The following is a 17,721-nucleotide window of genomic DNA, read 5'->3' as shown; positions in this document are numbered from 1 at the left end:
CCCATGACCACGGCGACACACGACCGCGCCGAGGCGATCGAGCGGTTCCGGCGGGACGGCTTCGCGAACGCGGGCCCGGTCCTCGACCCGGACGCGATCGGGCGCCTCAAGGCGGGAGCCGAGCGGCTCATCGCCCGCTTCACCGACGAGGGCCTGCGTTCCGACGACTACTGGAACTTCCCCGTCGAGGGTGACGAGCGCCCCGTCCTCTACCGCGTGCACAACCTGGAGAAGCAGGACTGGGCGCCGGAGCGGGACCTGCTGCACCGCGAGGAGCTGGCCGCGCTGGCGTCCGCGTTCGTGGACGGTCCGGTCGTCCCCACCGCCTACGCGCTCGTCCTCAAGGAGCCGTACCGGGCCGCCGAGGTGCCCTGGCACCGCGACCGCGTCAACGTCGGCCCGCGCACGGTCTGCAACCTGAGCATCTGCCTGGACGACGCGAGCCCGGAGAACGGCTGCCTGACGGCGGTCCCGGGGTCGCACCTGCTCCCCGACGACGCCGTGGTGGCGGAGGTCCGCGCCGCCGGGCCCGTCGTCCAGGTCCCGGTGAGCCAGGGCGACGTGGTGGTGCACGACGTCCGGCTCGTCCACGGTTCCGGCCCGAACGCCGGCGGCCGCTGGCGGCGGACCATCGTCATCGAGTACGCCGACCCGGCCGCACCGCCGGCGCCCTGAGCCGCAGGCCAGGCAGACATCGAACGGCAGGTCAGGGAGTCTTTCGGATGAGGATTATGTTCACCGCCTCGAACTGGGCGGGACATTACATGTGCATGGTGCCCCTGGCCTGGGCGCTGCGCGGCGCGGGGCACGAGATCCGCGTGGCGTGCCCGCCGTCGCAGGTGCGCGGGGTCGCCGCGGCCGGCCTGATGCCGGTCCCGGTGCTGGACGCGCCGGACATGATGGAGAGCGCGCGGCTGGCGTTCTACGTGCAGGCCATGTACACGCCGCCGCAGTCCGGCCCGCGGCCGCTGCCGCTGCACCCGTTCACCGGGGAGCCGATGGAGTCGCTCAACGACTTCGACGCCTCCGACCTGCGGGACTTCTGGCAGAAGTCGATCGACGCGGTGCAGCGCAGCTACGACAACGCGGTGAGCTTCGGCGACCACTGGAAGCCCGACCTCGTGGTGCACGACATCATGGCCGTCGAGGGCGCCCTGGTCGCCGCCCTCCGGGGTGTGCCCAGCGTCTACGTCTCCCCCGGGTTCATCGGGACCGTGGAGACCGAGCCGGGCCTCGACCTGGTCTCGGCGGACCCGCTGTCGTGCTTCGAGAAGTACGGGGTCGACTGGGGCCGCGACCGGATCCGGTACGCGGTGGACCCCTCGCCGGACTCGGCGATCCCGCCGCTCGGCGACGCGCTGCGGCTGCCCATGCGCTACGTGCCGTACAACGGCGCGCAGTCGGCCGACCCCTGGCAGCTGGGCCCGATCCGCGGCAAGCGCGTCTGCGTCGTCTGGGGCAACTCGGCGTCGGGCATCTTCGGCTCCGACGTCCCCGCGCTGCGGCACGCCATCGACGCGGCGGTGGCGCAGGGCGCCGAGGTGGTGCTCACGGCGCCGCCGGAGCAGGTGGAGCGGCTGGGCTCGCTGCCCGACGGCGTCCGGCTGCTGCGCAACTGCCCGCTGGAGCTGATCCTCCCCTACTGCGACCTGCTCATCCACCACGGCAGCGCCAACTGCTACATGAACGGCATCGTGGCGGGGATCCCCCAGCTCTCCCTCGCCCTCAACTACGACACGCTGGTCTGCGGCCGCCGCGTCGACCCCACCGGCGCCACGGTGACCCTCTCCGGCCTCGAGGCCACCGCCGAGAAGATCGACGAGGCGCTGCGCGGCGCGCTGTTCGACCACCGCTACCGCCTTGCGGCGGAGAAGCTCCGGGACGGCGTCGAGCGGGCGCCCTCGCCCGCCGCGGTCGCCGGGCTGCTGGAGCGCCTGGTGGCGGACGGCGGGCTGACGGCGGAGGACGTCGCCGAGACCGTCAGGAACGCCAACGAGGTTCGGAGGGTCGCGTGACGATCGGACTCGAGAAGGGCCAGCGGGCCGTCGTCACCGGGGGCGCCGGCTTCATCGGCTCCCACCTGTGCGAACGGCTCGTCGAGCGGGGCCTGTCGGTGATCGCCGTGGACAACCTGTCGACCGGCAGGGCCTCCAACGTCGAGGCGCTGGCCGACGAGGAGCGGTTCACGCTGCTGCGGGCCGACGTGACCGAGCCGTTCTCCGTCGAGGGACCGGTCCACCACGTCGTCCACCTGGCGTCGCCGGCGTCCCCCCTGGACTACCTGGCGCTGCCGCTGGAGACGCTGCGCGTCGGCTCGGCCGGGACCGAGAACGCGCTGCGGCTGGCGGTCGAGCACGGCGCCCGCTTCGTGGTCGCCTCCACCTCGGAGGTCTACGGCGACCCCCTGGAGCACCCGCAGCCCGAGAGCTACTGGGGCAACGTCAACCCGATCGGCCCGCGGTCGGTGTACGACGAGGCCAAGCGGTTCACCGAGGCGCTGACCGCCGCCTACGCCCGCACGCTGGGCGCGGACACCGGCATCGCCCGGCTGTTCAACTCGTACGGCCCGCGGATGCGGCGCGAGGACGGGCGGGTGGTGCCGACCTTCATCGACCAGGCACTCGCCGGCCTGCCCCTCACCATCAACGGGACCGGCGAGCAGACCCGTTCGCTGTGCTACGTCGAGGACACCGTGCGGGGGCTGATGGCGCTGATGGAGTCGTCCTTCCCGGGGCCGGTCAACCTCGGCGCGACCGGCGAGATGACCGTCCGCGAGATCGCGGAGGCGATCGCCGCGCACGCGGGCGTGGAGCTGCGCACCGAGTACCGGCCGCCCACGGAGGACGAGCCCGGCCGGCGCCGCCCCGACATCGAGACCGCCAGGACGAAGCTGGGCTGGCAGCCCGAAGTGCCGCTCGCCGAGGGCATCAAGCGCACCCTCGACTGGTGGCAGACCGCCTACCCGCGGGACACGGCCCGCGACGGCGCCCATGGTACGAGCGACATCAGGAGTGAGGCGGCATGACCAGCGAGACACCGGCCGGCAAGGGCGTGCGCATGCCGCGGAGCGTCGAGGACCTCAACGTCGTCTGGGAGTGGGACGACGCCGAGGGGATGCAGGTGCGGCTCGCCGGCTACCAGCCGCGCGACGAGTACCTGCGCGACCGCGCCGAGCGGATCGGCCAGTTGACGGAGGCGCTGTCCCTGCACCAGGGCGTCGACCTGTTCGAGATCGGCAGTGGCGAGGGCGTCATGGCCCGCGAGCTGGCGCCCCGGGTCAACAGCCTGCTCTGCGCGGACGTCAGCCAGTCGTTCCTGGACAAGACCCGCGCCACCTGCGCGGGCGTCCCGAACGTCGAGTACCACCACATTCGGAACGACTACCTGGCCGGGCTGCCGGACGCCTCGTTCGACGCCGGGTTCGCGCTGAACGTGTTCATCCACCTGAACGCCTTCGAGGTCTACCTCTACCTGCGCGAGATCCGCCGGGTGCTGCGCCCCGGCGGCCGGTTCCTCTTCAACTACCTGGACTTCGGCGACGTCACCAGGCCGCAGTTCCACGAGTACGTGGCGAGCTACCCGGGCGCCCACCCGGTGGCCGTGAAGGGCTTCATGTCCTGGCTCGGCAGCGACGTGGTCGGCAAGCTCGCGGCGGAGGCCGGGCTGACGCCCGTCCCCGGGTCGCTGGTGGACCAGGGCGGCGTCTGCTTCCTCACCCTGCGCAGGGACGACGAAGGGGCGACCGCGTGAAGTCCCTTACCCCGCTCGCGCGCTCGGAGAGGACGGTCCGCGGTGGCTGAGCCGATACCCGTCGACCGGCTCAACGAGTGGTACGACGAGCTCACCGTCGAGATCATCGAGCGGGTCTGCGCCCCCGACTCCGGCTGCCTGGACATCGGCGCCGGAGGCGGCGAGATCCTCGCGCACATGCGCCGGGCCGCCCCCGAGGGCCGGCACTTCGCGGTCGAGCCGCTGCCGCACTACGCGGAGGGGCTGCGCCGGGACTTCCCCGAGGTCACGGTGTGGCAGGCCGCCGCGGCCGACGCCCAGGGCCGGGACAGCTTCGTCCACGTCGTCTCCAATCCCGGCTACAGCGGCCTGCGCCGCCGGCCGTACGACCGCGCCGACGAGACGCTCGTGGAGATCGCGGTGGACACCGTCCGCCTCGACGACGTCGTCCCGGCCGACGCCCGCGTCGACCTGGTGAAGGTGGACGTGGAGGGCGGCGAGGTGGGCGCCCTGCGCGGGGCGGCCGAGCTGCTGCGCCGGCAGTCCCCCGTCGTGGTCTTCGAGCACGGCGGCGACCACGCGATGCGCGACTACGGCACCACCAGCGACGACCTGTGGGCCCTGCTGGTCGACGACCTCGGCTACACGATCCACACCCTCGCGGGCTGGCTGGCCGCGGAGCCGGGCCTCGACCGGGCCGCCTTCGCCGCCGAGCTGCGCACCCAGTGGTACTTCGTCGCCGCCCGCGGGCCCCTGCCCACCCGTTCCCACGAGGAGTAGTGCATCCGTCGTGACCGACACACCCGCCCCCTCCCGCCCCTCCCCCGCGGTCCCCGAATGCCACATCCGGAAGACCGGCCTGCTCCCCGAGCACATCACCGCCTTCCGGCGCGAGGGCGTGCTGGCCGTGCGCGGCCTGCTGACCCCCGCCGAACTGGAGGCGGCGCAGGAGGCGGCGGCCGGCCTGATCGACGACGCCTGGCGCACCCGGTCCCCGCACGACACCATCTGGACGCTGGAGCCCGACGACCCCGACGCTGCCCCGGTCCGCATCGAGTACGTCATGGACAAGTCCCCGGTACTGGCCCGGCTCGCCGGCCACCCGCTGCTGCTGGGCGCCATGGAGTCGCTGGTCGGCCCCAACTTCATCCCGACCTGGGACAGCATGGTGTTCAAGACCCCGGCGGGCGCGCCCCGGCTGGCCTGGCACCGCGACGGCCAGATGTACCGCGACGCCGTCGCCGTCACCGGCGGCGGCCGGGTCATCGACGTGGGCGTCTACCTGGACCCGGCGCCCGAGGACAACTGCGTCTGGGCCATCCCGCAGTCCAACTACTGGGACGACGAGCGGATCACCGAGACCGCCGACCGGATGAACGCCACCGAGTGGGACACGACCGGGGCAGTCCCCGCCGTGATGGAGCCGGGCGACGCCCTGTTCCACAACATCCTCACCCTGCACGGCGCCCCCGCGGTGGTCGGCAAGCAGCGCCGGGTCGTCTACTACGAGTACCGGCCCGGCGAGGTGGAGCGCCAACTCGGCCCGCACACCCCCGAGTACGTGGGGCTCAAGCAGCAGGTGCTGCGCTCCTGCCTGGAGCAGCGGGCCGCGGCCGAGGAGCACCGGGGCGAGGAGCCCTTCGCGTACCGCCCGGCGGAGCAGTACCGGCTGTGGGACGAGTCCCCCGCCATCTCCGGCCTGCGGTTCCCGCACGAGGAGTACTGGCGGTGGTGAGCCTGCTGAACCGGCTGCCGCTGGTGGGGGCCCTCACCGGAGCCCCGGCCCGCCCGCGCCGCGAACCCACCCACGACGAGATCGTCGCCGAGCGCTACCGCGAGCGGACCGACCCGCGCCCCGGCGACTGGGCCTACGCCCACCTGCTCGACCTCCGCGACGCGCTGGCCGAGGAGCTCCGCGGGGCGTCCGGCCGCTGGCTCGACTTCGGCGCCGGCACGTCGCCCTACCGCGGCCTGCTCCCGGGCGCCGAGCTGGAGACCGCCGAGATGCGCGGCGGCGAGGACCTGACCGCCGACCACGAGCTGGACGCGGACGGCCTGAGCGCCCTGCCGGACGGCTCGTTCGACGGGATCCTCTCCACCCAGGTCCTGGAGCACGTGACGGACCCGGACACCCACCTGCGGGAGGCCCTCCGGCTGCTGCGGCCCGGCGGCAAGCTGGTGCTGTCCACGCACGGGGTGTGGGAGGAGCACGGCGGCCAGGACCTGTGGCGCTGGACGGCCGACGGGCTCGCGGCCCAGGCCGAGCGGTCCGGGTTCACGGTGGACCGCGCGGTCAAGCTCACCTGCGGCCCCCGCGGCCTGCTGCTCCTGCTGCGCTACCACGGCCGGCAGCACGGCTGGCCGGCCGGCGGGCCGGTGGGACTGCTGCTGCGCACCCTGACGCTGGCCGACCGGCTGCGCCCGCGCCTCGTCGACGACTACCTGGACCGCGTCTTCGGCGGTCTGGGACGCGTCGAGGGCCCGGCCGAGCCCTTCTACCTGGACATCCTGCTGACCGCCACCAAGCCGAGCGCACCGGAGACGCCGGAGAGGGACGCGAAATGACCCAGCCCCCGCCCAGCCCCACCATGTGCGTGCTGCCGTGGATCCACATGTGCGCCTCCATCGACGGCGTCTACGGCCGGTGCTGCGTGGACGACTCCATGTACCACAACGAGCTGTACGAGTCCGTGGACGAGCCGGTCTTCAAGCTCAACGCCGACGCCGTCGGCTGCGCGCCCAACTCCCGCTACGCCAAGGACAACCCGGACGAGGTACGCGGGCTGACGGAGGCGTTCAACAGCCCCAACATGCGGCGCACCCGGCTGAAGATGCTGGCCGGCGAGCGGGTGTCCGCGTGCGACTACTGCTACCACCGCGAGGACCGGGGCGCGACCTCGTACCGGCAGAGCATCAACGAGCGGTTCGCCGACACGGTGGACTTCGCCGACCTGGCCGAACGGACCGCCCCCGACGGCTCGTTCGACGAGTTCCCGTTCTTCCTGGACATCCGGTTCGGCAACACCTGCAACCTGCGGTGCGTGATGTGCGCCTACCCGGTCAGCTCCGGCTGGGGCGCCAAGAAGCGGCCGTCGTGGTCGTCCGCGGTGATCGACCCGTACCGCGAGGACGAGGAGCTGTGGGCGACGCTCCGCGAGAACGCCCACCTCATCCGCCGGCTGTACTTCGCCGGCGGTGAACCGTTCATGCAGCCGGGCCACTTCGCGATGCTCGACCTGCTGATCGAGACCGGCAACGCGGGCAACGTCGACATCGTCTACAACTCCAACCTCACGGTGCTCCCGGAGAAGGTCTTCGACCGCTTCCCGCACTTCAAGAGCGTCGGGATCGGCGCCTCCTGCGACGGCGTCGGCGAGGTCTTCGAGCGCATCCGGCAGCCCGCGAAATGGGACGTGTTCGTCGCCAACGTCCGCCGGGCCAAGACCGAGGTGAACCTCTGGCTCCAGGTCGCGCCCCAGCGGCTCAACCTGTGGGGGCTGCGGGACCTGCTGCACTTCGCCCGCGAGGAGGGCCTCGACGCGGACCTCGCCAACGTCGTGCAGTGGCCCGACGACTACTCCGTCGCCAACCTCCCGGACGAGGAGAAGCGGCGGGCGACCGTCGAGCTGGCCGACCTGGCCGAGTGGTGCGACAGCCTGGACTGGGCCAAGCCCGCCAAGCACCTGCGGGCGCTGAGCGCGTTCATGAACGCCGCCGACCCGTCCCAACTGATCTCCGAAGGAGGAGCATGAGCGGGTCGGCGAACGCCGCCCTGGTCGCCGAGGGCCTGCGCAAGACCTACCCGACCGGGACGGCGCTGGACGGGTTCGACCTCGTCGTGCCCGAGGGCACCGTCTGCGCCCTGCTCGGCCCCAACGGCGCGGGCAAGACGACCGCGGTGCGCATCCTCAGCACCCTGCTCAAGCCGGACGGCGGCCGGGCCGTGGTGGCCGGCCACGACGTGTCCCGCGAGCCCGCCGAGGTGCGCCGGAACATCGGGGTCACCGGCCAGTACCCGGCGGTCGAGGAGATCCTGACCGGCCGCGAGAACCTGGAGATGTGGGGCCGCCTGTACCACGTGGGCCGCAAGGAGGCCCGGCGCCGCGCGGACGAGCTGCTGGAGCAGTTCGACCTGACGGACGCCGCCGACAAGCGGCTCAAGCACTACTCGGGCGGTATGCGGCGCCGGCTCGACCTGGCCGCCGGGTTCTTCACCGTCCCCAAGGTCCTCTTCCTGGACGAGCCCACCACCGGCCTCGACCCGCGCAACCGCAACGAGGTCTGGAAGATGGTCCGTTCGATGGTCGACCAGGGCACGACCGTGCTCCTCACCACGCAGTACCTGGAGGAGGCCGACCGGCTCGCCGACCACATCTCGGTCATCGACTCGGGACGCGGGGTCGTCGAGGGCACGCCCGAGACCCTGAAGTCCCTCGTCGGCGGCGACCGGATCGTGGTGACCCTGGCCCCCGGCGCGGACCTCGCGGCCGCCGCGGCCGAGGTCGCCCGCCTCACGGACACCGAGCCCGAGGTGGACGCCGACACCCGCCGCGTCGACGCGGCGGTACGGGACCGGGTCGGGGACCTCGTGGAGATCGTGGGGACGCTGCGCGACCGCGGCCACGAGGTGGCGGACGTGTCGCTGCGCCGCCCGACGCTCGACGACGTGTTCCTGCACGTGACCAACCGTGCCGGTCGAAGGAAGGAGCCGGTCGGATGATGGCCGCGCTGGGAAGGGCCCGGTGGGCCGTCACCGATGGCTGGGTGGTCGGCCGCGCCAACATGATCAACTGGCGCCGCAACCCCGGACTCATCTTCTACTGCATGATGTTCCCGATCATGACGGTGGTCTTCGGCTACGTCTTCGGCAGCGCCATGTCGGTCGAGGGCGGCGGGGACTACCGCGCCTTCCTGATGCCGGGCCTGTTCGGGCAGGCGATGATGTTCGGCGTCGTGACCAGCATGCTGGCCGTCACCAGCGCGGTCTCCCGGGGGGTGACCGACCGGTTCCGCTCGATGCCGATGGCCCAGTCGGGCGTCGCCCTGGGCCGCAGCTTCGCCGACATGTTCAGCTCGCTGATCGAGCTGACGATCCTCCTCGTCTGCGGACTGCTGGTCGGCTGGCGCTGGCACGAGGGCCCCGGCAAGGCGCTGGCCGCGCTCGGCCTGCTGCTGCTCTGGCGCTACTCGCTCATCTGGGTCGGGATCTACCTGGGCCTGCTGCTGCCCCCGGACGCCGCGGGCGCGGCGTACGTGCCGCTCCTGCCCCTGACGATGCTGGCGAACACCTTCGTATCGCCCGAGAAGATGCCCGGCTGGCTGGGCCACATCGCGGAGTGGAACCCGCTGTCGTCCACGGTGTCCGCCTGCCGTGAGCTGTTCGGCAACCCGGGCGTCGGAGGCGACTCCTGGGTCACCGACCACGCCGTGGCCCTGGCCGTCGCCTGGCCCGTACTGCTGCTCGTGATCTTCATGCCGCTGTCGGTGCGCCGCTACCGGACGCTCAGCCGATGACCACGCTCAGCCGATGACCACGAGAGAAGGGGGACCGGCGATGGGCGCCGAGTCACGTGCCGTCCGGCTCTACCGGACGATGCGCCTGATCAGAGAATTCGAGGAACGCTGCCTGGCGATGTCGCTCACCGGCGAGATCGTCGGCGGCATCCACCCCTACATCGGCCAGGAGGCGGTGGCCGCCGGCGTCTGCGCGGCGCTCACCAAGGACGACGTCGTCGCCAGCACCCACCGCGGGCACGGCCACGTCCTCGCCAAGGGGGCCGACCCCAAGCGGATGCTGGCCGAGCTGCTCGGCACCACCGACGGCCTCAACCGGGGCCGCGGCGGCTCGATGCACGCCGCCGACGTCGGCCTCGGCGTCTACGGCGCCAACGGCATCGTCGGCGCGGGTGCGCCCATCGCCGCCGGCGCGGCCTGGTCCTTCCAGCAGCGCGGCGAGGACCGGGTGGCGGTCGCCTTCTTCGGCGACGGCGCGCTCAGCCAGGGCGTGGTGCTGGAGGCGTTCAACCTCGCGGCCCTGTGGCGGCTCCCGGTGGTGTTCGTCTGCGAGAACAACGGCTACGCGACCAGCCTGCCGGTCGGCCGGGCGCTGGCCGGCGACCCGGTGGAGCGGGCGGCCGCGTTCGGCCTGGCGGCGCGCGCGGTGGACGGGATGGACGCCGAGGCCGTCGCCGACGCGGCCGCCCAGGCCGTCGAGCGCTGCCGCGCGGGCGGCGGCCCGGCCTACCTGGAGTGCCGGACGTACCGGTTCCACGGCCACCACTCCTACGAGGAGCAGGTGGCGCTCAACTACCGGGACGACGCCGAGGTCGGCGACTGGCGGGCCCGCGACCCGCTGCGCACCCAGAGCACCCGGGTGGACGCCGCGACCGTCCGCACGGTCGACGCCGAGATCACCGCGCTCATCGACGAGGCCGTGGAGTTCGCCCGCGCGGGCCGGGCCCCCGAGCCCCACGAGGCGCTGGACCACCTGTATGCCGACGGCACGACGACACGGCCCGGAGTGATGATCTGATGGGTGCACTTGCGTACATCACCGCGCTGAACCAGGCGCTCCACGACGAGATGGCGCGGGACGACCGCGTCTGCGTCTTCGGCGAAGACGTGCGGATCGGGCTGACCCAGACCACCAAGGGCCTGCACGAGCGCTTCGGCGACGGGCGCGTCGTGGACACGCCGCTGTCGGAGCAGGCGTTCACCAGCCTGGCCACCGGCGCGGCGATGGCGGGGCAGCGCCCGGTCGTGGAGTACCAGATCCCGTCGCTGCTGTACCTGGTCTTCGAGCAGATCGCCAACCAGGCGCACAAGTTCTCGCTGATGACCGGCGGGCAGGTGGAGGTCCCCGTCACCTACCTGGTGCCGGGCTCCGGTTCGCGCTCCGGCATGGCCGGCCAGCACTCCGACCACCCCTACAGCCTGTTCGCGCACGTCGGCATCAAGACCGTGCTGCCCGCCACCGCCTCGGACGCCTACGGCCTGCTCCTCTCCGCGCTGCGCGACCCCGACCCGGTGGCCGTCTTCGCGCCGAGCGCGCTGATGGGCACGGTCGAGGAGGTGACCGGCGAGCTCGGCCCGGTACCGCTCGGCTCCGCCCGGATCCACCGCGCGGGCGAGGACGTGACCGTCGTCGCCACCGGCCAGTGCGTGCACACCGCCCTGGCCGTCGCGGAGGCGATGGCCGGCGAGGCGTCGATCGAGGTCGTGGACCCGCGCACCATCTACCCGGTGGACTGGGAGACGATCCGGGCGTCGGCCGGGAAGACGGGCCGGCTCGTCGTGATCGACGACGCCAACCGGATGAGCGGCTTCGCCGGCGAGGTCCTGGCCACCGCCGCCGAGCAGTTCGACCTGGTGGCCCCGCCCCGCCGGGTGACCCGGCCGGACGGCGCGGTCATCCCCTACGCGCTGGTGCTCGACCAGGCGCTGCTGCCCAACGGGGACCAGCTGACCGACGCGATCCGCGCCGTCCTGAAGTGACCGGACGGGACCGGGCCGTGACGAGAACGGGAGAGAAGATGGACGCCGAGCGCCGGCCGAAGGTCGTGACGATCACCGTCGGGACCAACGAGCTGCGCTGGCTGGACCGGTGCCTCGGTTCCCTGCTGGACAGCGACACCACCGGCATCGACCTGGAGGTCTGCTACGTCGACAACGACTCGGCGGACGGCAGCGTCGAGCACGTGCGGGAGAAGTACCCCCGGGCGACGGTCATCCGCAACGACCGCAACCTGGGCTTCGCCGGGGCGAACAACGTCGGCATGCGCCGCGCGCTGGAGTCCGGCGCGGACTACGTGTTCCTCGTGAACCCCGACACCTGGACCCCGCCCGGCCTGGTGCGCGGCCTCACCGAAGTGGCCGAGGAGTGGCCGGAGTACGGCATCCTCGGCCCGCTCCAGTACCGCTACGACGCCGACTCCACGGCGCTCGACGAGTTCAACGACTGGACGCACACGGTCCTGTGGCTGGGCGAGCAGCACGCCTTCGCCGGCGACGGGATCGCCCACCCCTCCACCGCCGGCCCCGCCGAGGGCCGGGCCCCGCGCACGCTGGAGCACGCCTACGTCCAGGGTTCGGCGCTGTTCGCCCGGACCGCGATGCTCCGCGAGACCGGGCTCTTCGACGAGGTGCTGCACACCTACTACGAGGAGACCGACCTGTGCCGCCGGGCCCGCTGGGCGGGCTGGCGGGTGGCGCTCCACCTGGACCTGGGCATCCAGCACCGGGGCGGCGGAGGCGCCGCCGTCCCCAGCGAGTACAGCCGGGTCCACATGCGGCGCAACCGCTACTACTACCTCCTGACGGACATCGACTGGCATCCGGCGAAGGCCGCCCGGCTGGCCGGGCGCTGGCTGGTGGCGGACCTCAGGGGCCACAGCGTCGTCGGCCGCGTGCCGGCCGCGACGGGGGCGCGGGAGACGGCCGAGGCGCTGCGCTGGCTCGCCGGCCGGGTGCCGACCATGCGGTCCCGGCGCCGGAGCCACCGCGCGCTGCGGGCCCGGGGCGCGAAGGGGGCTTCCCGATGAGGCCGTTGAAGGTCGCGCTGGTCAACATCCCGCTCCGGGTCCCGGGGAGCGACGAGTGGATCACCGTGCCGCCGCAGGGGTACGGCGGGATCCAGTGGGTCGTCGCCAACCTGATGGACGGGCTGCTCGAACTCGGCCACGAGGTCTTCCTGCTGGGCGCCCCGGGCAGCCCGGCGGGGGCCCCGGGACTGACCGTCGTGCCGGTCGGCGAGCCGGAGGAGATCCAGCGGTGGCTGCGGGAGTCGGACGTCGACGTGGTCCACGACCACAGCGGCGGCCTGATCGGCCCGGCCGGGCTGCGTCCCGGCACCGCGTTCATCAGCTCGCACCACTTCACCACCCGGGCGGTCAACCCAGCGGGCTGCACCTACAGTTCCCGGGCGCAGCGCGCGCACTGCGGGGGCGGCGACGACGCGCCCGTCATCCCGATCCCCGTCGACCCGGCCCGCTACCGGTCGGCCGCGGACGCGGTGCCCAAGGAGGACTTCCTGCTCTTCATGGGCCGGATCTCGCCGCACAAGGGGGCGCTGGAGGCCGCCGCGTTCGCGGCGGCGAGCGGCCGGCGCCTGGTGCTGGCCGGGCCGGCCTGGGAGCCCGACTACTTCGCGGAGATCACCTCCCGGTACGGCTCGACCGTCGAGGTGATCGGGGAGGTGGGCGCCGAACGGCGGCTCGACCTGCTCGCCTCCGCGCACGCGGTGCTCGCCATGTCCCAGGCGGTCGAGGGGCCGTGGGGCGGCATCTGGTGCGAACCGGGCGCCACGGTGGTCTCCGAGGCCGCGGTGAGCGGCACCCCCGTCGTGGGCACGCGCAACGGCTGCCTGGCGGAGATCGTGCCGTCGGTCGGCGAGGTCGTGGCCTACGGGACGGACTTCACGCCCGAGGAGGCCCGCCGGGTGCTGGACGGGCTGCCGTCGCCCGACGAGGTCCGGCGCGAGGCGGTCCGGCTGTGGGGCCACGTGGAGATCGCCGGACGGTATGTGGAGCAGTACCGCAGGCTGCTCTCCGGGGTGACCTGGAAGTGAGGTGCCGGGGTCCGGAGCGGGTGCGCCGCCCGGACCCCGGCACGTCGTCAGTGCGTGTCCAGCCAGGGGCGCGGCTCGGGGTCGGCCACCTCTTCGACCGGGCCCATGAAGACGAGCACGTACGCCCGGCGGGTCTGGCCGGTGCCGTTGGGGCCCGCGTAGTGCGGGGCCCGCAGGGTGTGCACCACGGCCTCGCCCGCGGCGAGCGGGACGGCCACCCCGGCGGCGGGGTCCACGGCGTCGGTCACCAGCCCGCGGATGCGGTCGTCGTCGTCGATGTGCCGGTGCGGCAGGACGGGGCCCAGGTGGCCGCCGGGCAGGTAGTGCAGGCAGCCGCTCTCCACCGTGGCCTCGTCCAGCGTGGTCCACACGCTGAGCCCGCGCCGGTGCCAGCGCGGGTCCATGTAGCCCTCGTCCTGGTGCCAGGGCGTCTCGGCGCCGTAGTGCGGCGGCTTCAGGATGGCGTGCCCGTAGAAGTCGAGCTCGTCCTCGGGAACGTCCAGCAGCCGCGCGGCGATCGCCCGGCAGCGCTTGAAGTGCTCGCTCTCGACCAGTTCGGGCGCGAATTTCTCGGGGCGCACGATCTGCGGCAGCCGGGCCGGCCCGTCGGAATCCTGGCGGGCGGCGATGTCGAAGTAGTCGCCCGTCGCGAAGTCGGCGTGCTCGGAGAACAGACGGTCGTAGACCCCGCGCAGCCACTCCAGCTCCGCGTCGTCCACGAGCCGCGGCAGCGATGCGAATCCGTCGTCCCGGAAGGCTGCGACGAGCTCCTCGTCGATCACGGTTTCCACGGCCCCCATACGGCGGCTCCTTTCGTCAGGTATTCGACGAGTACGATACGTTCCTTCCCGGAATAGGGCATCGCCTTTAGCCGGAGAATAGTGAATTGACTAGACTCTGGCCGCCGAAGGCGATTCCCCGGCCTTCGGACGACGACCCCGGTGAAACGCGTGCAATACTCTCGGCGCGACGTATGTGAAATACGGGAGCGGGTTGCTATGACTGGACACAGTGCGATTGCGTTGGATGTCGGAGGCGTCATCTACTACGACGAGCCTTTCGAACTGGCTTGGCTTCAGGGGACCTTCGACCTCGCGGTCACCGCTGATCCGAGCGTCACCCTCCGACATTTCATCGATGACACCGAGCGTTTCTATCTGGGCGGGAAAGTCCCCGCGGGCCGGCCTGACATTCTCGGTTCGGCGGCCGCCGACGAGAGCTGGGTCCGGATCCTGCGTGCCTGGGGCGAACTGGCCCAGGAGATTCCCGGCGCCATTGCGGCGACGAAGGCGCTCGCCCGCGAAATACCGACGGCCGTGGTCGCCAACCAGCCGCCCGAGTGCGCCGGCGTGCTCGCCGCGTGGGGGCTGACCGCCGTCCTGGAGACGGTCGTCCTCGACTGCTTCGAAGGCGTCGCCAAACCCGATCCGCGACTGCTGGGCATCGCCCTGGACCGGCTGGGCCTGTCGCCCGCCGACCTGCTCGTGGTGGGCAACCGCGCCGACCACGACGTGGCGCCGGCCCGCGCCCTGGGCTGCCCGGCGGTGTTCGTGCTGCCGGAGGACGGCTACCGCGTCCCGCCGGGCGTCCACCCGGACATCGTCCGGGCCTACCGCGCCCTGCGCGCGGTCCGCACCGCGCCCCCGGTGGACGACGACGTGCCGCGGGTCGCCTCCCTCGCCGAGCTGGCCGCGTCGCCCCTGGCGCGCCTCGGTGCGCTGTGACCACGGCACACCCGCTGCCCGGCGGCCGTACGGCGGTGATCGGCGCGACCGGCTTCATCGGATCCCGGCTGACGGCCGCCCTCACCGCCGGGGACCCGCGCGTCCCGGCCGCCTTCAACCGGGCGGTCCCGCCGGTGGCCGACGGCCGCGCGGCACCGGGACTGGCCGAGGCCGACATCGTCTACTTCCTGGCCGCCGGGCTGAGCCCGATCCTGGCCGAACGGCGGCCCGACCTGGTGGAGGCCGAACGCCGCCTCCTGATCGAGGTGTTGGACGCGCTGGCCGCGGCGGGCCGCCGTCCGGTGTTCGTGCTGGCCGGCTCGGGCGGCGCGGTCTACGCGCCCGAGGTCGCGCCGCCGTACCGGGAGACCACCCCGACCCGCCCCGACTCCGCCTACGGGCACGCCAAACTCCGCCTGGAACACGAGCTGTTCCGGCGCCGGGACGCGGTCCGCGCCGTGGTGGCGCGGCTGAGTAACGTCTACGGCCCCGGCCAGCGGCCCGTCCGCGGGTTCGGCGTGCTGCCGCACTGGCTGCGGGCGGCCGTCCGGGGCGAGCCCGTGCGGGTGTTCGGCGATCCGCACGTGGTCCGGGACTACGTCCACGTCGACGACGTCACCCGGTTCCTGCTCGCGCTGCGCACCCGGATCGCCGGCGGCCGGCTGCCCTCCGTGGTCAACATCGGCTCCGGCGTGCCGACTTCGCTGAGCGGCCTGCTGGACATCGTGTCCGAGGTGACCGGCGGCTCCGTCGCGGTGCGCTGGGAGCGGGGCCGCTCCTTCGACCGGCAGGGCAACTGGCTGGACGTCGCGCGGGCCGACGCCGAGTTCGGCTGGCGGGCCGCGATCCCGCTGGCCGAGGGCGTCCGCGCGTGCTGGGAGCGGGTGCTCGACGACGCCGGCCGGGCCGCTTCCGTCTCGACGTCCGTCTCGACGCTCTAGCGGTTCCGCTCCGGCGCTCCGGCGGCGGATCCGCGTGCGCCCCGGGCCCGGGGCGGGGAAACGGGCGGCCTGCGCGGCCGTTCACGTTCTCCGCCCCGGGCCCGGGGCGCACGGGTGTGGCGGCCGGGCCCCGGGCTCGTGCGACACGAGTCCCGCGGCCCGGAGCCGTCGCGGGGTCAGGCCCTGGACCGGCCGATCCCCAGGGTCGGGGTGGTCCGCAGGTACAGGCCCGTGGCGGGGTCGTAGAGGTCGTGGGCGTCCATCTTGCCGGGGGCCTCGCTGACCGGCGCGCTCGGCGTGCCGGCCTCCGCCATCAGGCGGGCGTTCTCGGCCGCGGCGAGCAGCTGGCGGACGGAGTTGTCCTCCGGCAGGGCGACGGCCTGAGTGTGCGCCTGGTGGGCGTGGTCCTCGTGCGTCCCGGTGACGGCGTCGTGGATGTCGGCGAGCCCCGCGACCAGCTCGGCGAAGGCCACCGCGCCGTCCACCTGCTCGTACTCCTCCGTGGCGCGCTCCGGGACCATCGCGTCGGCCAGGCCGAAGTAGGCGGCCTTGCCGGCCTGCTGCTGGTACACACCGGACACCAGGGTGAACAGCCGCTGGTAGGCGTTGCGGTAGAGCGACTCGTAGAAGGCGCCGGCCTCCTTCTCCGTGACGTCCTCGTTCACCGTGGCGAGCACGGACGTCGCGGCCAGCATGCCGCTGTAGAGCGCCAGGTGGACGCCGGTGGACAGCAGCGGGTCGAGGAAGCAGGCGGCGTCGCCGGCGAGGTAGTAGCCGGGGCCGTGGAAGCTGTCGGCGACGTAGGAGAAGTCCTGCTCCACCCGGACGCCCGGCTGGTACTCGCCCTCCGCCATGAGGTCGCGGACGGTCGGGTTCTCCTGGACCAGCGAGGCGAGCATCGCCTCCAGGTCGTCGTGCTCCTTGCGGCGCTCCAGGAAGCGGTCCTGGTGGCAGACGAAGCCGACGCTGTACCGGTCGCCGCGCAGCGGGATCACCCAGTACCAGCCGTCGGGGGCGCCGATGACGTTGATGCCGCCGGTGGGCGAGGTGGGCAGCAGGGAACCGCCCTGCCAGTAGCCCCAGATCGCGACGTTGCGGAAGATCTCGTGCGGCTGGCGGTTCTTCAGGTGCCGGGAGATGACGCCCGTACGGCCGGAGGCGTCGATGACGTAGTCGAACTCCTCGCTGACCAGCTCACCGGAGTCCGGGTCCGTCCACTCGGCCCCGACCGCGCGGTCGCCGTCGAACAGCACGCGCTTGACCGTGACGCCCTCGGTGACGTCGGCGCCCTGCTTGACCGCGTTCTTCAGGAGCACGTGGTCGAAGTCGTCGCGGTCGACCTGCCAGGACCGCACGTCCGGGCCGAAGATCTTCGGCCAGTCGATGGCCCAGTCCTCCTTGCCCCAGCGCAGCAGCACACCGTTCTTGACCGTGTAACCGCGGGAGTCGACCTCGTCCAGCGCGCCGACGAGATCGACGATGGTGCGGCAGGAAGAGGCGATCGACTCGCCGATGTGGTACCGCGGGAAAGTCTCCCGCTCCAGCAGCTTGACGGACATTCCGGCCTTGCTGAGCAAGGAGGCCGCAGTGGACCCTGCCGGCCCACCACCGATTACGAGCACTGTTTTGGGCATCGAGCTCCCCCTGACAATTCGGGTTTCACATGGCGGCGCGTTACGGAAAGGTGGTCAACGCCAGGCACGGTCAATTGCGAAATACTTCTCCGAGTGTAGTGACCACGCTCTAGTGGAATCTCTAGTTC

18 protein-coding genes are annotated in these 17,721 nt (G+C 72.7%); 16 read left to right on the top strand and 2 right to left on the bottom strand.

Annotated elements, in window-relative coordinates; translation table 11 throughout:
- Positions 1-3: 3 nt before the first annotated feature.
- The 14 genes from J7W19_RS17710 (at position 4) to J7W19_RS17645 (ending at position 13,294) form a co-directional block, all read left to right on the top strand.
- Positions 4-675: a phytanoyl-CoA dioxygenase family protein gene (locus J7W19_RS17710; RefSeq protein ID WP_004940279.1), complete on the top strand. Its 672-nt coding sequence runs from the start codon at positions 4-6 to the stop codon at positions 673-675.
- Positions 676-764: 89 nt separating this feature from the next.
- On the top strand, positions 765-2,015 hold the full coding sequence (locus tag J7W19_RS17705; RefSeq protein ID WP_233478125.1) for a nucleotide disphospho-sugar-binding domain-containing protein: 1,251 nt from the start codon (positions 765-767) through the stop codon (positions 2,013-2,015).
- A complete protein-coding gene (locus J7W19_RS17700) occupies positions 2,012-3,025 on the top strand; it encodes an SDR family NAD(P)-dependent oxidoreductase (protein ID WP_004940274.1) in 1,014 nt (337 codons plus the stop codon). The genes J7W19_RS17705 and J7W19_RS17700 overlap by 4 nt, the downstream gene beginning before the upstream one ends.
- Positions 3,022-3,750, top strand: a complete 729-nt coding sequence (locus J7W19_RS17695; protein WP_004940272.1) for a class I SAM-dependent methyltransferase — start codon at positions 3,022-3,024, stop codon at positions 3,748-3,750. The genes J7W19_RS17700 and J7W19_RS17695 overlap by 4 nt, the downstream gene beginning before the upstream one ends.
- 42 nt (positions 3,751-3,792) lie before the next feature.
- Positions 3,793-4,509: an FkbM family methyltransferase gene (locus J7W19_RS17690; RefSeq protein WP_004940271.1), complete on the top strand. Its 717-nt coding sequence runs from the start codon at positions 3,793-3,795 to the stop codon at positions 4,507-4,509.
- A gap of 10 nt (positions 4,510-4,519) precedes the next feature.
- Positions 4,520-5,464 carry a phytanoyl-CoA dioxygenase family protein gene (locus J7W19_RS17685; protein WP_004940270.1) on the top strand — a complete coding sequence of 315 codons (945 nt, stop codon included), beginning with the start codon at positions 4,520-4,522 and terminating at the stop codon, positions 5,462-5,464.
- A complete protein-coding gene (locus J7W19_RS17680; protein WP_233478124.1) occupies positions 5,461-6,294 on the top strand; it encodes a class I SAM-dependent methyltransferase in 834 nt (277 codons plus the stop codon). Before J7W19_RS17685 ends, J7W19_RS17680 begins: the two co-directional genes overlap by 4 nt.
- On the top strand, positions 6,291-7,481 hold the full coding sequence (locus tag J7W19_RS17675) for a twitch domain-containing radical SAM protein (RefSeq protein WP_004940268.1): 1,191 nt from the start codon (positions 6,291-6,293) through the stop codon (positions 7,479-7,481). Before J7W19_RS17680 ends, J7W19_RS17675 begins: the two co-directional genes overlap by 4 nt.
- Positions 7,478-8,449 carry a daunorubicin resistance protein DrrA family ABC transporter ATP-binding protein gene (locus J7W19_RS17670; RefSeq protein WP_004940267.1) on the top strand — a complete coding sequence of 324 codons (972 nt, stop codon included), beginning with the start codon at positions 7,478-7,480 and terminating at the stop codon, positions 8,447-8,449. The genes J7W19_RS17675 and J7W19_RS17670 overlap by 4 nt, the downstream gene beginning before the upstream one ends.
- Entirely contained in the window at positions 8,446-9,243 is a 798-nt protein-coding gene (locus J7W19_RS17665; protein WP_004940266.1) for an ABC transporter permease, read from the top strand. The genes J7W19_RS17670 and J7W19_RS17665 overlap by 4 nt, the downstream gene beginning before the upstream one ends.
- Positions 9,244-9,256: 13 nt before the next feature.
- A complete protein-coding gene (locus tag J7W19_RS17660; protein ID WP_106429520.1) occupies positions 9,257-10,261 on the top strand; it encodes a thiamine pyrophosphate-dependent dehydrogenase E1 component subunit alpha in 1,005 nt (334 codons plus the stop codon).
- Complete coding sequence (locus J7W19_RS17655; protein WP_004940254.1) at positions 10,261-11,223, top strand: alpha-ketoacid dehydrogenase subunit beta; 963 nt, start codon at positions 10,261-10,263, stop codon at positions 11,221-11,223. The genes J7W19_RS17660 and J7W19_RS17655 overlap by 1 nt, the downstream gene beginning before the upstream one ends.
- Before the next feature lie 17 nt (positions 11,224-11,240).
- Positions 11,241-12,269 carry a glycosyltransferase family 2 protein gene (locus tag J7W19_RS17650; protein WP_233478123.1) on the top strand — a complete coding sequence of 343 codons (1,029 nt, stop codon included), beginning with the start codon at positions 11,241-11,243 and terminating at the stop codon, positions 12,267-12,269.
- Positions 12,266-13,294, top strand: coding sequence for a glycosyltransferase (locus tag J7W19_RS17645; protein ID WP_233478122.1), 1,029 nt, complete (start codon positions 12,266-12,268; stop codon positions 13,292-13,294). The genes J7W19_RS17650 and J7W19_RS17645 overlap by 4 nt, the downstream gene beginning before the upstream one ends.
- 47 nt (positions 13,295-13,341) lie before the next feature.
- Here the strand turns inward: J7W19_RS17645 and J7W19_RS17640 are convergent, their stop codons facing one another.
- Positions 13,342-14,094 (bottom strand): phytanoyl-CoA dioxygenase family protein, encoded by a 753-nt coding sequence (locus J7W19_RS17640; protein WP_004940245.1) that lies wholly within the window; start codon positions 14,092-14,094, stop codon positions 13,342-13,344.
- Between the two features lie 198 nt (positions 14,095-14,292).
- Here J7W19_RS17640 and J7W19_RS17635 point away from each other — a divergent pair, with 198 nt between their 5' ends.
- Both J7W19_RS17635 and J7W19_RS17630 read left to right on the top strand, forming a co-directional pair.
- On the top strand, positions 14,293-15,018 hold the full coding sequence (locus tag J7W19_RS17635) for an HAD family hydrolase (RefSeq protein ID WP_233478121.1): 726 nt from the start codon (positions 14,293-14,295) through the stop codon (positions 15,016-15,018).
- Positions 15,015-15,959 (top strand): NAD-dependent epimerase/dehydratase family protein, encoded by a 945-nt coding sequence (locus J7W19_RS17630; RefSeq protein WP_004940239.1) that lies wholly within the window; start codon positions 15,015-15,017, stop codon positions 15,957-15,959. The genes J7W19_RS17635 and J7W19_RS17630 overlap by 4 nt, the downstream gene beginning before the upstream one ends.
- A gap of 176 nt (positions 15,960-16,135) precedes the next feature.
- Here J7W19_RS17630 and J7W19_RS17625 read toward each other — a convergent pair whose 3' ends face one another.
- The gene (locus J7W19_RS17625; protein WP_040892142.1) at positions 16,136-17,593 is read right to left on the bottom strand and encodes an NAD(P)/FAD-dependent oxidoreductase; all 1,458 of its coding nucleotides are present in this window, start codon (positions 17,591-17,593) and stop codon (positions 16,136-16,138) included.
- Between the last annotated feature and the right edge of the window lie 128 nt (positions 17,594-17,721).

The organism is Streptomyces mobaraensis NBRC 13819 = DSM 40847, from assembly GCF_017916255.1.
Classification (GTDB): Bacteria; Actinomycetota; Actinomycetes; order Streptomycetales; family Streptomycetaceae; genus Streptomyces; species Streptomyces mobaraensis.
Note: the sequence above shows the minus strand (reverse complement) of the source record. Positions and strands in the feature narration are given on the sequence as shown.

Excerpts from the sequence above, each read along its gene's own strand:
- J7W19_RS17710 (WP_004940279.1), top strand. The coding sequence starts at position 4 with ATGACCACGGCGACACACGACCGCGCCGAGGCGATCGAGCGGTTCCGG.
- J7W19_RS17705 (WP_233478125.1), top strand. The coding sequence starts at position 765 with ATGTGCATGGTGCCCCTGGCCTGGGCGCTGCGCGGCGCGGGGCACGAG.
- J7W19_RS17695 (WP_004940272.1), top strand. The coding sequence starts at position 3,022 with ATGACCAGCGAGACACCGGCCGGCAAGGGCGTGCGCATGCCGCGGAGC.
- J7W19_RS17675 (WP_004940268.1), top strand. The coding sequence starts at position 6,291 with ATGACCCAGCCCCCGCCCAGCCCCACCATGTGCGTGCTGCCGTGGATC.
- J7W19_RS17670 (WP_004940267.1), top strand. The coding sequence starts at position 7,478 with ATGAGCGGGTCGGCGAACGCCGCCCTGGTCGCCGAGGGCCTGCGCAAG.
- J7W19_RS17665 (WP_004940266.1), top strand. The coding sequence starts at position 8,446 with ATGATGGCCGCGCTGGGAAGGGCCCGGTGGGCCGTCACCGATGGCTGG.
- J7W19_RS17660 (WP_106429520.1), top strand. The coding sequence starts at position 9,257 with ATGACCACGAGAGAAGGGGGACCGGCGATGGGCGCCGAGTCACGTGCC.
- J7W19_RS17655 (WP_004940254.1), top strand. The coding sequence starts at position 10,261 with ATGGGTGCACTTGCGTACATCACCGCGCTGAACCAGGCGCTCCACGAC.
- J7W19_RS17645 (WP_233478122.1), top strand. The coding sequence starts at position 12,266 with ATGAGGCCGTTGAAGGTCGCGCTGGTCAACATCCCGCTCCGGGTCCCG.
- J7W19_RS17640 (WP_004940245.1), bottom strand. The coding sequence starts at position 14,094 with ATGGGGGCCGTGGAAACCGTGATCGACGAGGAGCTCGTCGCAGCCTTC.
- J7W19_RS17635 (WP_233478121.1), top strand. The coding sequence starts at position 14,293 with ATGACTGGACACAGTGCGATTGCGTTGGATGTCGGAGGCGTCATCTAC.
- J7W19_RS17625 (WP_040892142.1), bottom strand. The coding sequence starts at position 17,593 with ATGCCCAAAACAGTGCTCGTAATCGGTGGTGGGCCGGCAGGGTCCACT.